Source organism: Pseudomonas sp. Sample_9 (genome assembly GCF_004307535.1).
GTDB lineage: Bacteria > Pseudomonadota > Gammaproteobacteria > Pseudomonadales > Pseudomonadaceae > Aquipseudomonas > Aquipseudomonas mercuritolerans.
This window is the reverse complement of record NZ_RAZO01000028.1, coordinates 34,794-47,952: the sequence shown is the minus strand read 5'-3', so window position 1 is coordinate 47,952 and position 13,159 is coordinate 34,794. Positions and strand designations below refer to the sequence as shown.

Sequence of the window (13,159 nt, the reverse complement as noted above, 5' to 3'; positions counted from 1 at the left end):
ATCAGGCGGGATTTTTTACGCTTGGGCGTTGCTGCACTTTCGCCTGCCATGCCAGGAGCGCGCTGCACTGATTGGGGATGGCAATACTGGCGAAACCGGCGAAGATCAGCCCGGCATACACCGTGATGTCGGCCATGGAAAATTGCTCACCGGCGATGTATGGCTGACTGCGCAAGAGCTGATCGAAGTAGTGCATGCCGGCAACTGCTTTGTCGCGCTGACGGTTGCCCCACTCGATACGACCTTCCCATTCAGGACTCTTGTAGGGCTGCAGCGCGGCACCGAGCCCCGGCGTGGCGTGGTGGAAGTAATAGCCGACCGGATCCGCCAGCTCGGACTCTGCGCGCTTTTGCATCATGTGGATAATGGCCTTTTCCTTCGGCGTCTTGCCGGTGAGAATCGGGTTGCCGTCCAGATTGTCCAGATACTCGGTGATTGCGGTACATTCGCTGATGTTGGTGCCGTCATCCAGTTGCAGCACCGGGACGGTACCCAACGGGTTGATCGTCAGGAACGCGGGTTGCTTGTGTTCCGCAGCAGGCAGGTCGACCTTAATGAACTCTACTTGCGAGCCCAGCCCTTTTTCGGCGAGAACAATACGAATGCGCAGCGGGTTAGGAAAACCAGGGATATCAAAAATCTTCATACGAGCTCCATAACTATCCATCTACCTATCGATAGGTATAAGCTACGGCAAGAACATTTTCACTGTCAACGTCTATCTATCGATAGGGAGATTTATTTGTGACGACGGATACACGAGAAACGATCATGTCGGCTGCCCGAAAGATGGTGCAGACCCGGGGCTACAACGGCTTGAGCTTTCGTGAGCTCGCCAAGGAAGTCGGCATCAAAAGCGCGAGCATCCACTACCACTTCCCTACCAAAGGCGACTTGGGCGCGGCTTTAGCCAAACGTTACACCGAGGATGGGCTTGAATACCTTGCTGGCTTACGGGCCGATTCCGACGACCTGAATGTGTGGATCAAGGGCTACACGGACATCTTTCGCATGGCTTTGGTCAACGACAATCGCATGTGCCTGTGCGGGATCATGTCTGCCGAATACGATGACTTGCCACCAGAGGTAAGGACAGAGGTCGACGGTTTCACCGAACTGAATGTGCGCTGGCTGACGGAAGTGTTGTCGGTTTGCCGGCCACAGCTGAGCCTTGAGGAACGACAGGAACAAGCGCTGGCGATCTATGCGGCTGTGGAGGGAGCTCAATTGATCGCTCGCGGGCGGGCTGACATCAGTGTCTTTGACAGAACAATCGCGACGTATCGCTCGGCAGGCCTATTACCTTAAGTTGCCGCAGTTCTCGACACGCCTTGCCTGTGGAGTCCAGACCAGCAGCGATGGTGTGAGCAATCGCTGCTGGAATCATAATGACGAACGATCAGGCGAGGTAAACGCTGCACCTTCTCTAAATCGCTTCTGATATTGTGCCAAAGATTCCGCCAGGGGTTTCGATCGGTATATCAATAAACGCTCGCGACCCTGCCGTCACCGCTGTCCCAACCACCACCCAACGCTTTATAGATCGCGACGATGCCACGGTACTGATCGGTTTCACCCAGTGCCTGAGCATCTTCGGCGTTGAGCCGCTCGCGCTGCGCATCCAGCAGCACCAGATAATCCACGGTTCCTTCCTTGTACTGGATGGCCGCAAGGTCGGCAGCGGCGCGGCTCGATTCGCTTTGTTTGATCAACGACAACAAGCGTTGTTGGCGTTTGCCATAGTCGCTGAAGGCGTTTTCAGACTCTTCCAGCGCCAGCAGCACTTGCTGTTCATAGGTCGCCAGCGCGCCTTCGGCATTGGCGTCGGCACCGCGAATGCGCGCCCGCACGCTGCCCAGATCAAATGCTGCCCAGGTGATGTTCGGTCCCAGACTCCAGGCCCTGGCGGCACTGGAACCAATCTGCGAACCACGGCCGGCGGTGAAACCAAGGAAACCGCTCAGGCTCACGCGCGGGAACAAGTCGGCGGTGGCCACACCGATATCCGCAGTGGAGGAAGCCAGCCTGCGCTCGGCGGCAAGCACATCCGGGCGCCGACGCAGCAGCTCTGCGGGATCACCAATTGTCAGCACTTTGGCGATGGCTGGCAACTCGGCGGGGTTCAACGACACGCTCAACGTATTCGGACGCTCACCCAGCAGCGTGGCGATGCGGTTTTTCTGCCGCACCTGCTCCGCTTGAAGTTGCGGCACCGTAGCCTCGACCGCAGCCAGACGTGCATCGGCGCGCACTACGTCGAGTTCATTACCCGCACCCGCATCGCGCAGGCTGACCGTCACGCTGCGCGAATCCTGCTGGTTCTTCAGGTTGGCCAGGGCGATCTTTTCCCGCAGTTGTGCGCCGCGCAATTGGCCATAGGCGTCCACCAACTCGGCAATCATCGTCACGCGCAGTTGATACAAGTCTGCGGCGGCAGCATCTTCCTGAGCGTCGCTGGATTCCAGTTGGCGCTGGATGCGACCGAACAGATCGACTTCCCAGGCCATGTCGAGGCCAAGATCATAGCGTTCCTGATTGACGCGGCTTTCGGTCTGACCGGGCACTTGGCCCTTTCCTTGTTGGCTGCTGACGCGGCTGGTAACCACCGGCAAATTGTCGTTGCTGACGTCGTCCCGAATCGCTCGGGCCGCTTTCCAGCGGGCGAACGCCACGCGCAGATCGCGGTTACCTTCCAGGGATTTGCTCACCAACTGGTTGAGCGTGGGGTCATCGAATTGCTGCCACCACACCGTTTCAAACCGCGATTGATCGTAGTGCCCGCCCTGGATCGACACGATAGTGGCCGGCGCGGTGTCAGGCGTCTTGTAGTCGGGACCGACCGTACACGCGGCGAGCGCAACGACGAGAAGGCTGGGAAAAAAAAGCTTCAAGGTGTTCATCAGTGTGCCTCCGGATGCAATGCGGTTGTTGGGTGAACCTTGGCGACCTTGCGTGCGTTTTTGCGCTCAATGGAGCGACGAATCAGCACGAAGAACACCGGCGTCAGCAGCAAGCCGAAGAAAGTTACGCCGAGCATCCCGGAGAACACCGCAACCCCCATCGCCCGGCGCATTTCGGAGCCGGCACCAGTGGACGTCACCAGCGGAATCACACCCATGATGAAGGCGAACGAGGTCATCAGGATCGGCCGCAACCGCATGCGGCAAGCCTCCAGCACCGCATCCAGCGGCGACATGCCCTGCTCCTGTTTGTCCTTGGCGAACTCGACGATCAGGATCGCGTTCTTGCAGGCCAGACCAACCAGCACGATCAGGCCGATCTGGGTAAAGATGTTGTTGTCGCCCTTGGAAATGATCACCCCGGCAATCGCCGACAGCAGGGTCATCGGCACGATCAGGATCACCGCCAATGGCAGGCTCCAGCTTTCATACAGCGCCGCCAGCACCAGGAACGCCAACAACACGCAGAGCGGGAACACCAGCAACGCGGTGTTGCCGGACAGGATCTGTTGGTAGGTCAGGTCGGTCCATTCGTAGGTCATGCCATTCGGCAATTCTTCTTTCAGCAGTTTTTCAATCGCCGCCTGGGCCTGGCCGGAGCTGTAGCCTGGCGCAGCGCTGCCGTTGATTTCGGCGGTGACGAAACCGTTGTAGTGCGAGACGCGGTCAGGCCCCGAACTAGGGCTGATCTTGACGAAGGTGGCCAACGGGATCATCTCGCCGCGGTCGTTGCGCACCTTCAATTGGCCGATCTGTTCCGGCTCCTGGCGGAACTGTTGTTCGGCCTGTACGTTGACCTGGTAGGTCCGCCCGAAACGGTTGAAGTCGTTGGCATACAGCGAGCCCAGGTACACCTGCAACGTGTCGAAAATGTGGTTGATCGCCACGCCGTGGGTCTTGGCTTTTTCGCGGTCAATGGCGGCTTCGATCTGCGGCACGTTGATCGTGTAACTGGTGAACAGGTTGGCCAGCTCCGGAACGCTGCGGCTCTTGTTGATGATGTTCATGGTTTCTTTGTACAGCTCGTCGTAACCCAGGTTGCCCCGGTCCTCGATCTGCAAACGGAACCCGCCGATGGTGCCCAAGCCTTGCACTGGCGGCGGCGGAAACACCGCGATGTAGGCGTCCTGGATGCTGCCGAACTTGGCGTTCAGCGAAGCGGAAATCGCCCCGGCTGACAGGCTCGGATCCTTGCGCTCATCGAACGGCCGCAAACCGATGAAGGCGATGCCGGCATTCGGACTGTTTGTGAAGCCGTTGATCGAAAGGCCCGGGAAGGCCACGGCGCTGTCGAAGCCCGGTTCGTTCATGGCGATGGTGCTCATGCGCCGGATCACGTTTTCGGTGCGATCCAGGCTCGCGGCGTCCGGCAATTGGGCGAAAGTCACTAGGTACTTCTTGTCCTGGGTCGGCACAAAACCGGTCGGCGTGGTGCTGAAGCCCATGTAGGTCAAGGCGATCAGACCTGCGTATATCAGCAACGCCACGCTGCTGCCGCGAATGATCTTGGCCACGGCAATCACATAGCCATGGCTGGCCTTATCGAAGAAGCGGTTGAAAGGTTTGAACAGCCAGCCACCAAGCAGGCGATCCAACACTTTGGAGAAACGGTCCTTCGGTGCGCCGTGTGCCTTGAGCAACACGGCGGCCAGGGCCGGTGACAAGGTCAAGGAGTTGAACGCAGAGATCACCGTAGAGATCGCAATCGTCAACGCAAACTGCTTGTAGAACTGCCCGGTCAAGCCGGAAATAAAGGCTGCGGGTACGAACACCGCACACAACACCAGCGCCGTGGCAATGATCGGACCGGTCACCTCGCCCATGGCTTTTTTGGTCGCCTCGACCGGTTCCAGCCCCGACTCGATGTTCCGTTCGACGTTCTCCACCACCACGATCGCATCGTCCACCACGATCCCGATCGCCAGCACGAGGCCGAACAGCGACAGCGCATTCAACGAGAAGCCGAACAGGTGCATCACGGCAAACGTACCGATCAGCGACACCGGCACCGCGACCAGCGGAATGATCGAGGCGCGCCAGGTTTGCAGGAACAGGATCACCACCAGTACCACGAGAATCAATGCTTCGAACAGGGTGTGAACCACTGCCTCGATCGAACTGCGCACGAAGATCGTCGGGTCATAGACAATTTCGTAGTCCATGCCTTCCGGGAAACTCTTCTTCAGTTCCGCCATCTTCGCCCGCACCTGGTTGGAGATGTCGATCGCATTCGAGCCCGGACGCTGGAAGATCGGCATCGCCACCGCTTCCTCGTTGTTGAGCAAGGCGCGCAAGGCGTATTGGTTGGAGCCCAACTCGACCCGGGCGATGTCTTTCAGACGCGTGATCTCGCCATCCGGACCGCTGCGGATAATGACGTTCTCGAACTCTTCTTCACTGACCAAACGCCCCTGGGAGTTGATCGACATCTGGAAGCTCGTGGCATTCGGTGCCGGCGGCGAACCCAGTTGTCCTGCAGCGACCTGACGGTTCTGCTCGCGCACCGCGTTAACTACGTCGGTTGCGGTCAGATTGCGCGAAGCGGTCTTGTTCGGATCGAGCCAGATACGCAGCGAGTAATCACCGATACCGAACATCTTCACATCGCCGATACCGTCGAGGCGCGACAGCTCATCCTTGACGTTGAGGATCGCGTAGTTCGACAGGTAGAGCATGTCGTAGCGCTTGTCCGGTGCCACCAGATGCACCAGCAAGGTCAGCTCGGGAGAAGCCTTGTCGACGGTAATACCTATGCGCGTCACTTCCTCTGGCAGCTTGGGTTCGGTGCGGGTCACACGGTTCTGCACTTGGACCTGGGCGTTGTCCAGATCGGTGCCCAAAGCGAATGTCACGGTCAGGGTCAGTCGGCCGTCAGCGGTGGATTGCGAGGACATGTACAACATGTTCTCGACGCCGGTGATCGCCTGCTCCAACGGCGCGGCCACGGTTTCACCGATGACTTTCGGGTTGGCGCCGGGGTAGTTGGCGTGGACCACCACGGTCGGTGGCACCACTTCCGGGTATTCGCTGATCGGTAACTGGAACAGCGAGATGGCTCCGGCGATCAGGATCAGCAGCGATAGCACTGCGGCGAAAATCGGCCGCGTGATAAAGAACTGGGAGAACTTCATGTCAGTGCTCCTTATCCGCGAGGTGCAGCGGCAGATTCAGCATTCACCAGCGCAGGCGATTTAGCTGAAGCCGGTTGATTGGCGGCTTCGATTGCCTGACGCTGGCGAGCCAGTGTGGTGACCGTTTCCGGGCTCGCCATCGGCGCGTCCTGCGGATCGATCAAAGCACCTGGGCGGACGCGCTGCAGGCCGTTGATGACGATGCGATCTTCTTTCTGCAAGCCGCTGCGCACGATGCGCAGGCCTTCCAGTTTCGGCCCCAGATCAACGCTGCGATAAACCGCTTTGTTGTCCTGGCCGACCACTAGCACGAATTTCTTGCCGAGGTCGGTGCCGACCGCTTCGTCTTTGATCAACAGACCGGGATACGCAGCGCTACCCACCAGTTTCAAGCGCGCATACAGACCAGGGGTGTATTGACCGCCAGCGTTATCAAAAACCGCACGGCCTCGGATGGTGCCGGTTTTCGGGTTTACCTGGTTGTCGACAAAATTCATCTGCCCAAGGTGCGTGTTGCCCTCCTCGTTCGAAAGCCCCATGTAGACCGGCGTGGTCTGGCCGCGCTGGCCCTGGCGGGAAAGCAGGCTGTACTTGAGGAACATGCGTTCGTCAGCATCGAAGTATGCGTAGACCTTGTCGGTGGAGACCACGCTGGTCAGCGCGGTCGTGTCGGCGGTGACAATGTTGCCGGCGGTGATTTCCGCGCGGCTGACACGACCGGTGATCGGCGCCGTGACGCGGGTAAAGCTGAGATTCAAACGCGCCAGATCCAGCTGCGCCTGGATCGCATCGACACCGGCCCGGGCTTCCTGCGCCGTGGTTGTGCGAGTGTCGGCGAGTTCGGCAGAGATCGCGTTGCTGCTTAACAGACGCTGTCCGCGCTGCGCCTCGTTGCTAGTGCGGATCAGCGTGGCGCGTGCCTGTTGCAACTGCGCCTCGATGCGATGCACTTCATGCTCGAACGGACGCGGATCAATCTGGAACAGCAAATCGCCCTTCTTCACCAGCACACCATCGGTAAAAGCCACGCGTTCGATCTGGCCCGTCACCCGTGGGCGAACCTCTACGGTTTCTGGTGCTTCCAGGCGAGCAGTGACTTCATCCCACTCGGTGATGGGTTGCTCAAGCACTTTCGCGACGGTAACGTGCGGCGCCCCGGGAACCTGAGCGGCATCGGGTGTGCGTTCACACGCAGCAAGCGCTACCAGCGCCAACGCGGCAAGGGGATAACGCAAAGGTTTGAGTGACTGTTCCATGGGTTGTGTCCGCCAGACGGTTTGGGAATTTGCGGATTCTCGGCCTCGCACGAGGTCACGACGAATCGAAGGGAGTGAAGTTGGCTATCACTAATAATGATAGCCATCATATTTAATGACAAAAAAAGGGATCAGCCCGGTTAAACCCTGGTGTCGGCGATCGCAGTACACACGCAATCCAACGCCGGCCCGAGCGTCTGTGCAGCACGCAATGCACGAGAGGTGGGCACCATTCGACGACCGATGCGCTCGAACAGAGGGTCGTTGAACAGCCTGCGCAAACGCACCAGCGCTGCGCTGACCGCTGGCTGACCAAGAGATAATTTTTCAGCGGCGCGGGTGAGGTTGCGCTCCTGAATAAGAGCTTCGAACACCACCAGCAGATTCAGATCGACACAGCGCAGATCATTACGTTTCATGGGGCCGGTCCACCGGAAAATTATTTGACTTGAGCTAAAGCCATGGGATCCGCGAGACTTCTACAGATGCCTAGACAGCCATTGCAGCAACTTTATATGACGAATATCATGAAAGCCAGCCCAGCAACATCGTTATGTCCAGGCGATGCCAACCTGGCCACAGGAGCAATTTCATGAAAGTGACGAAAGACCAGGCCGCAGCCAACAAAGAAGCCATCCTTACTGCAGCGTCACGGCTGTATCGGGAAAAAGGCATCGACGGAATTGGTATCGGCGAGCTCTCGCGCTCAGTTGGACTGACCCATGGCGGATTCTACGGACAGTTTCCGGGCGGCAAGGAACAGCTCGCGTCAGAAGCGGTCAGCCGGACATTTGAATCAAATATTCAGGATTGGCAGAATGCCAAATCTATTCCTGAGCTCGTCAAGACGTACCTGACACAAGCGCATCTGGATAACTGGACCGAGGGTTGTCCGATTCCTGCATTAGGTGCGGATGTCGCGCGTACCGGTGGCACGGTCAGCAGCTCCTTCACCAGAGGCGTCGAGCATTTGATCGATACCCTGATGGCGTTGGTCGAAGGCGCAAATCATGAAGAAAAGTACCAAGAGTCACTACGCATCCTTTCATCGATCACCGGGGCGATGCTCATTGCCAGAGCGCTGGATAGCCCTGAACTGTCTGAGCAGTTTCTACAATCGGTCATTAATGCCTGGCCTGTCACTCCCACAAAAAAAGAGCGGGCTGCTAAGCGCCGCTCAAAGGATGAAGACTGACTTACTGTTAGCAAGGGCTTCGCTATTCCGAATATGTGTGGAACGCCCCCCTTTCATTTCTACTCGACGATGGCAGGTCTTACGCTTGCTTTAATTGGGGCATGTACTTGGCAAGTTGAGCAGCATCAGTAATCGGTGGGTTAAGCCTCATGTTGATGGCTGAACCACCTATGAACCGCTCGAAGACTTTCCAGCCGTGTTCAGTTCGACGCAAGCGATCCATCATTGGCGAGTAGAGCCAGATGGCAGGCAAATCATCGGGGCTATCGATGGCTTGGCCATCTCCCAGTATCGCGGCCGACTCTGGCGTCGCGTAGCGCACCAGCAGATTCTGATAGCGCACCACGACGCCGTCTTCATCCGCATCGACAATGTGGTTGGTGGCGTGTCGGCTGACGCCAGGAATCAGATACGGATAGTCCTTCTTGAAGAACTGGCGAATCTCATCGTGGCCACGAATGGTGCCATGGAAGTGGTACGCGACGGCGTCCGGTAGAAAAGCATCGACCATTGCCTCCACATCCCAAGTCTCGAACCACCAATTGAGCCTGTTCACGAAGTCGATCGCACTGATTCGCTCCGCTGGATTGACAGCGCTCTGGGACGGAACTCTTGGAAAAGCTTTCATGAGTACTTCCTCATTTCTGGGTAAGAATCATATGTGCAGTTACACACCAAACACGCAAAAAAATTTATTCGCCACCGGCCTGCTGAAGAAGCGAGTTACGAATCAGAACTGCTGCGACCCCGCCGATTTGATCCTCACGCTCACGCTGCGCGGCTTTCCAATAGGGCTCGGCCTCCGCCAACTTCGCTCGTCCTTGCGCAGACAGCGTGAGCCTGATGGCAGAACGCGGCCCTTCGGCATGGCTAGCGACATAACCTTCGTTCTGCAGTGGCTTCAGTGCCCGAACCAACGTAGTTCGCTCCATGACCATTACCTCAGCCAATTCGGCGATCAGAATCCCGGGGTGCTCATTGATCAACGCAAGAGTAGAAAACTGCGAGGCAGTGAGACCCGCAGCAGACAGATGCCGATCGTAGAGGCGGGTCAGCAGACGCGCATGGCGTCTGGCGGCGAGGCAATGACAAAGGTCGGCGCCATGGGGGCTTTTCATGACGACCATCATATGTGTAAATACACACCAGTCAAGTACAAATTGAGGCACTGAGGCTGTGCTCGGCGCCGACGAAATTCTGAGAGGTCAGCAAAATTGCTGAAACCGTAATACGTAGTCCTTCGTGGATGCATTCGCGTAACCAATTTTACGAGGTTAGAATTTTATGTCTGAGATACGGGAGCTTTATGGCGCATCAACGGGGAACAGTGTGCGAGCTGCAATCGCCTTGACTGAGGCGGGCATAGAATTTACCCCGAGGTGCCTTGACCTTCTCTCTGGCGATCAGCGTGCCCCAGAATATCTGGCGCTTAACCCGTTAGGTAAGGCTCCGACATTTGTAAATCACAGCGTCTCACCTCCCCTTGTAATCAATCAGTCAAATGGCATTATTCAGTATGCTGACGAACACGCCCCTGGTCGGCTGTCGCCCAGAGGGCCGAGTGCTCAACGGTACCGGGTCTACGACCGGTTTTATTTCTTCGTCACGGATGTTATCGCGCCAAGCCACGCTGCTTTTTTTCTGCGCCAGATAGGGCAGCAAGATGCATCTGCACCATTAAGCCGACGAGCGTTGGAACATCTGATGACGGCAGAGGCATTTCTCGAGGGCGGGTACATAGCGGGCGATGCCTTTTCAATGGCCGATATTTCTGCGTTTACTTTTGCAAGATCGGTGCGCGACCAAATTCATTGGGAGAAGTTGCCCCGCATGGCACGCTGGCTGGCGTTGATAGAGGCCCGACCTGCAGTGAAGCTGGGCATGCAGGCATTTGAATCCAAGCCGTCATCGTGAAAATGATCCATCAACCCGCCGACTTTGTATTCGGACCCTCGTTAGGCGTGCGGTGTACTCATTCCGGTGGTTGCCAGCCCTCTCGTCAGATTGCTGACGTCCCTCCAGTCCCCGCCTACACTGCCTACCCCCTCTAAAACTTACGTTCTGAATTCCCTAGAGCTAAAGAACTCGTTGACAAAGATGATAGCTATCATATAACCATATTGCAGCCATCATGCGAACCATGGCCATTATGCAGTCGAAAACCAAAAGAGAGAGAAGATCGATGACAAGCCCCACCATACTCGTTACCGGCGCCAGTGGTTTTACCGGCCGGAGAACCGTTGAAATACTGCGCCAGAAAAAACACGCGGTACGTGCGCTCGTCCGCACGAACGATGATCGAGCGGCCAAACTGCGCCAATTGGGCGCCGAAGTTGTGGTCGCGGACCTGCTGGACTTGAACGCTGTTCGAGCAGCGCTTGAAGGCATCAAGCGAGCTTATTTCGTTTACCCAATCGCACCTGGCTTGATTGAAGCGACTGCCTACTTCGCTCTCGCTGCTAAAGAAGCCGGGGTAGAGTCAGTTGTAAACATGTCTCAAATTTCCGCACGTCGCGTTGCCAAAAGTCACGCGGCCCTTAATCACTACACCGCAGAACGAGTGTTTGACTGGTCGGGGCTGGACATGACGCACTTGCGACCGACGTACTTTGCACAGTGGTTGATATACCCGCATTGGCGTAAACATATCGTTGAACACGGCGAGATTCGCCTCCCCTTTGGCTCAGGTCGTCATGCCCCGATTGCAGCAGAGGATCAGGCGCGGCTCATCGCTGCCATATTGCAAAACCCGCAGCCTCACAAAGGCAAGACGTATCCGCTTCACGGTCCGGTCGAAATGAACCAGCATGCCGTGGCTGACGAAGTCGGTAAAGTATTGGATCGGGAGATCAAGTACGTCGCGATAACACTGGATCAGTACCGCAAGGAAATGCAAAGCGATGGCCTACAGCCTTTCCTCATTCAGCATCTGCTGGAAGTTGCCAAGGACTACCAGCACGGCGTGTTCGAGGGCGAGGATTTCATCATTGGTGAAGTCACCGGACAGCCACCGATGACTGTTCAAGCGTTTGTAAACTTGCACAAGGAGCTATTTAACAGATAAGCCTGGTCGCTTGGCGGCAAATAGCCAGTGTTTGGTCGGTTGTTGTTCGTCGCGCAACGGGTTGCAATCGGCTGAGGCTGCGCAATAAGGGGTTCAATGCGACAGGCGACCAGACCGAATTTCGAATCGCGCGTCACGCTCAAATCCATATTTTCAGATACATATCAGATGCAAACTACGCGCGTGCCTTGCAATTTAGACGAACAGCTTTCTTCACTCGCAGCAGTCAATTGCATCTCCACTTCCCAAGGATTCGATAAGACGGCGCGTTGCCGCGCCGGCCGGAGCGACAGGCTCATTAGTGAATGATTGAGCGATGTGCTTTTTCAATGCGGCCTTCTGCACAAAGACTGGAGTCTCCCCTTGCGCAGGATCAGCGGGCGGCGGCGCAGCCATGTTAGTCGGCTCGTATTGAGCTGCGACGTGGCTGCAACATCGCCCTGAAGCCGATCCTGTTGTGGCGAGCAGCGACGGCAGCCTAGTTCGGCTCGGTGGTGTCGCGGATCAACGCTTCGGTGGCCAGCACGTCGACCTGCTTGCCGTTGGGGGACAGGACCAGTCGACGGCTCTCCTTGAGCCAGGTGATGTAACTCGATGACCCGCCGATGGCACGGCGAAGTCGCTCTTGGACAGGCACGTGGCTGCGGTCATAAGCCCTCCTTTTCAGCGGTTTTCAATGAGTCCTTTCAGATTTCAATGATTGAAATTTCAGTAAGCTGGCGGGACTCCCTCTAACACAATCCCGCGGGTTTCCGACCCCGTGTCCTTTGAAAGTCCCCAGGGTCCCCGGCACTTTTGTGCGGAGGGCTGCAAATCCATGACTCTCTACTAGTATTTGCAGACGCTTTTTCAAATGGAGAGATGGCATGGAAATGATTGCCGTGCGTTCCGATGCAATCACCGCCGTTGGCTACGATCCAAGCACGAAACGGATGAGGATCTGTTTTCAACAAGGCCACACTTACGACTTCTGCAACGTCCCCCTAGACGTATATAACGGGTTGATAGCGGCTGTATCCAAGGGTTCGTATTACAACCAGCACATACGTGATCGTTATCAGTGCTGAGTGATGTCTTGCACTTGGAAAGACGGACATCCCTGCGAAGGTTTCAGCTAGAGAGATTCCGCGAGTTCGATAACCCGTGTAGGGGGCGGCCTTCAGGGAGGACCCGTAAAAATCGGCGCCCTCCCGGGCCTGCCCGGCTCATGCCTTCGGCTCGGCCTCGCTCAGGTCCAGCCGCTTGGCCACCCAGCGCTCGTACAAGCCGATGGCGACATCGGCGCCGGCCATCGCAGTCAGGCAACCGAGGGCGCCGGCTGTCCAGATCGACAGGCCCGCACCGAACAGCAACATCATCGCTGACACGCCGCACACGATGCAGGCACCGGACCGAAGTGCGAGGCGGCGCAACAATGCCCAGCCTCTCGCCCCGTCCTTGTCGGCGCGCCACATCTCGCCGGACACACCGCCAACCAATGACAGGGCAATCACCAACCAGATCGGCATCTCTGCCAGTGCCTGTTGCTCGTTCGTCATTGCCCTGCCCCTTAA

At 57.2% G+C, this 13,159-nt stretch carries 14 protein-coding genes; 5 read left to right on the top strand and 9 right to left on the bottom strand.

The window, feature by feature from the left end; all coding sequences use genetic code 11:
- Position 1: 1 nt before the first annotated feature.
- The gene (locus D6877_RS01915) at positions 2-646 is read right to left on the bottom strand and encodes a glutathione S-transferase (protein ID WP_093101800.1); all 645 of its coding nucleotides are present in this window, start codon (positions 644-646) and stop codon (positions 2-4) included.
- Between the two features lie 98 nt (positions 647-744).
- Between D6877_RS01915 and D6877_RS01910 the strand changes: the two genes are divergently transcribed.
- Positions 745-1,308 carry a TetR/AcrR family transcriptional regulator gene (locus tag D6877_RS01910; protein ID WP_197677831.1) on the top strand — a complete coding sequence of 188 codons (564 nt, stop codon included), beginning with the start codon at positions 745-747 and terminating at the stop codon, positions 1,306-1,308.
- Between the two features lie 173 nt (positions 1,309-1,481).
- On the opposite strand, the gene D6877_RS01905 is transcribed toward D6877_RS01910, so the two are convergent.
- The 4 genes from D6877_RS01905 to D6877_RS01890 all read right to left on the bottom strand — a co-directional run bounded on the left by D6877_RS01905 (position 1,482) and on the right by D6877_RS01890 (position 7,766).
- Positions 1,482-2,900, bottom strand: coding sequence for a TolC family protein (locus D6877_RS01905; protein WP_093101802.1), 1,419 nt, complete (start codon positions 2,898-2,900; stop codon positions 1,482-1,484).
- Complete coding sequence (locus D6877_RS01900; RefSeq protein WP_093101803.1) at positions 2,900-6,091, bottom strand: efflux RND transporter permease subunit; 3,192 nt, start codon at positions 6,089-6,091, stop codon at positions 2,900-2,902. The genes D6877_RS01905 and D6877_RS01900 overlap by 1 nt, the downstream gene beginning before the upstream one ends.
- Before the next feature lie 11 nt (positions 6,092-6,102).
- Complete coding sequence (gene mexE, locus D6877_RS01895) at positions 6,103-7,347, bottom strand: multidrug efflux RND transporter periplasmic adaptor subunit MexE (RefSeq protein WP_093101804.1); 1,245 nt, start codon at positions 7,345-7,347, stop codon at positions 6,103-6,105.
- Between the two features lie 140 nt (positions 7,348-7,487).
- Positions 7,488-7,766 carry a LysR family transcriptional regulator gene (locus D6877_RS01890; RefSeq protein ID WP_093101805.1) on the bottom strand — a complete coding sequence of 93 codons (279 nt, stop codon included), beginning with the start codon at positions 7,764-7,766 and terminating at the stop codon, positions 7,488-7,490.
- 173 nt (positions 7,767-7,939) lie between these two features.
- On the opposite strand from D6877_RS01890, the gene D6877_RS01885 reads away from it, so the two are divergent.
- Complete coding sequence (locus tag D6877_RS01885; protein WP_093101806.1) at positions 7,940-8,542, top strand: helix-turn-helix domain-containing protein; 603 nt, start codon at positions 7,940-7,942, stop codon at positions 8,540-8,542.
- 79 nt (positions 8,543-8,621) lie between these two features.
- Here D6877_RS01885 and D6877_RS01880 read toward each other — a convergent pair whose 3' ends face one another.
- Together D6877_RS01880 and D6877_RS01875 are read right to left on the bottom strand one after the other, a co-directional pair.
- The gene (locus D6877_RS01880; RefSeq protein WP_093101807.1) at positions 8,622-9,170 is read right to left on the bottom strand and encodes a nuclear transport factor 2 family protein; all 549 of its coding nucleotides are present in this window, start codon (positions 9,168-9,170) and stop codon (positions 8,622-8,624) included.
- Between the two features lie 64 nt (positions 9,171-9,234).
- Complete coding sequence (locus D6877_RS01875; RefSeq protein ID WP_231990160.1) at positions 9,235-9,660, bottom strand: MarR family winged helix-turn-helix transcriptional regulator; 426 nt, start codon at positions 9,658-9,660, stop codon at positions 9,235-9,237.
- 166 nt (positions 9,661-9,826) lie between these two features.
- Between D6877_RS01875 and D6877_RS01870 the strand changes: the two genes are divergently transcribed.
- Positions 9,827-10,456: a glutathione S-transferase family protein gene (locus D6877_RS01870; protein WP_093101809.1), complete on the top strand. Its 630-nt coding sequence runs from the start codon at positions 9,827-9,829 to the stop codon at positions 10,454-10,456.
- Positions 10,457-10,724: 268 nt separating this feature from the next.
- Positions 10,725-11,606 carry an NAD(P)H-binding protein gene (locus D6877_RS01865; RefSeq protein WP_093106737.1) on the top strand — a complete coding sequence of 294 codons (882 nt, stop codon included), beginning with the start codon at positions 10,725-10,727 and terminating at the stop codon, positions 11,604-11,606.
- A 478-nt stretch (positions 11,607-12,084) separates the two neighbouring features.
- Here the strand turns inward: D6877_RS01865 and D6877_RS29750 are convergent, their stop codons facing one another.
- Positions 12,085-12,243 (bottom strand): hypothetical protein, encoded by a 159-nt coding sequence (locus D6877_RS29750; RefSeq protein WP_231990161.1) that lies wholly within the window; start codon positions 12,241-12,243, stop codon positions 12,085-12,087.
- A 229-nt stretch (positions 12,244-12,472) separates the two neighbouring features.
- Between D6877_RS29750 and D6877_RS01855 the strand changes: the two genes are divergently transcribed.
- Positions 12,473-12,673, top strand: a complete 201-nt coding sequence (locus D6877_RS01855) for a KTSC domain-containing protein (protein WP_093101810.1) — start codon at positions 12,473-12,475, stop codon at positions 12,671-12,673.
- 138 nt (positions 12,674-12,811) lie between these two features.
- Here the strand turns inward: D6877_RS01855 and D6877_RS01850 are convergent, their stop codons facing one another.
- Positions 12,812-13,144, bottom strand: coding sequence for a phage holin family protein (locus D6877_RS01850; protein WP_008080174.1), 333 nt, complete (start codon positions 13,142-13,144; stop codon positions 12,812-12,814).
- Between the last annotated feature and the right edge of the window lie 15 nt (positions 13,145-13,159).

Bases quoted from the DNA above. Each gene is read 5' to 3' on its own strand.
- D6877_RS01890 (WP_093101805.1), bottom strand. From the start codon at position 7,766: ATGAAACGTAATGATCTGCGCTGTGTCGATCTGAATCTGCTGGTGGTG.
- D6877_RS01865 (WP_093106737.1), top strand. From the start codon at position 10,725: ATGACAAGCCCCACCATACTCGTTACCGGCGCCAGTGGTTTTACCGGC.
- D6877_RS01850 (WP_008080174.1), bottom strand. From the start codon at position 13,144: ATGACGAACGAGCAACAGGCACTGGCAGAGATGCCGATCTGGTTGGTG.
- D6877_RS01870 (WP_093101809.1), top strand. From the start codon at position 9,827: ATGTCTGAGATACGGGAGCTTTATGGCGCATCAACGGGGAACAGTGTG.
- D6877_RS01905 (WP_093101802.1), bottom strand. From the start codon at position 2,900: ATGAACACCTTGAAGCTTTTTTTTCCCAGCCTTCTCGTCGTTGCGCTC.
- D6877_RS01900 (WP_093101803.1), bottom strand. From the start codon at position 6,091: ATGAAGTTCTCCCAGTTCTTTATCACGCGGCCGATTTTCGCCGCAGTG.
- D6877_RS01880 (WP_093101807.1), bottom strand. From the start codon at position 9,170: ATGAAAGCTTTTCCAAGAGTTCCGTCCCAGAGCGCTGTCAATCCAGCG.
- D6877_RS01885 (WP_093101806.1), top strand. From the start codon at position 7,940: ATGAAAGTGACGAAAGACCAGGCCGCAGCCAACAAAGAAGCCATCCTT.
- D6877_RS01855 (WP_093101810.1), top strand. From the start codon at position 12,473: ATGGAAATGATTGCCGTGCGTTCCGATGCAATCACCGCCGTTGGCTAC.
- D6877_RS01915 (WP_093101800.1), bottom strand. From the start codon at position 646: ATGAAGATTTTTGATATCCCTGGTTTTCCTAACCCGCTGCGCATTCGT.
- D6877_RS01875 (WP_231990160.1), bottom strand. From the start codon at position 9,660: ATGAAAAGCCCCCATGGCGCCGACCTTTGTCATTGCCTCGCCGCCAGA.
- mexE (WP_093101804.1), bottom strand. From the start codon at position 7,347: ATGGAACAGTCACTCAAACCTTTGCGTTATCCCCTTGCCGCGTTGGCG.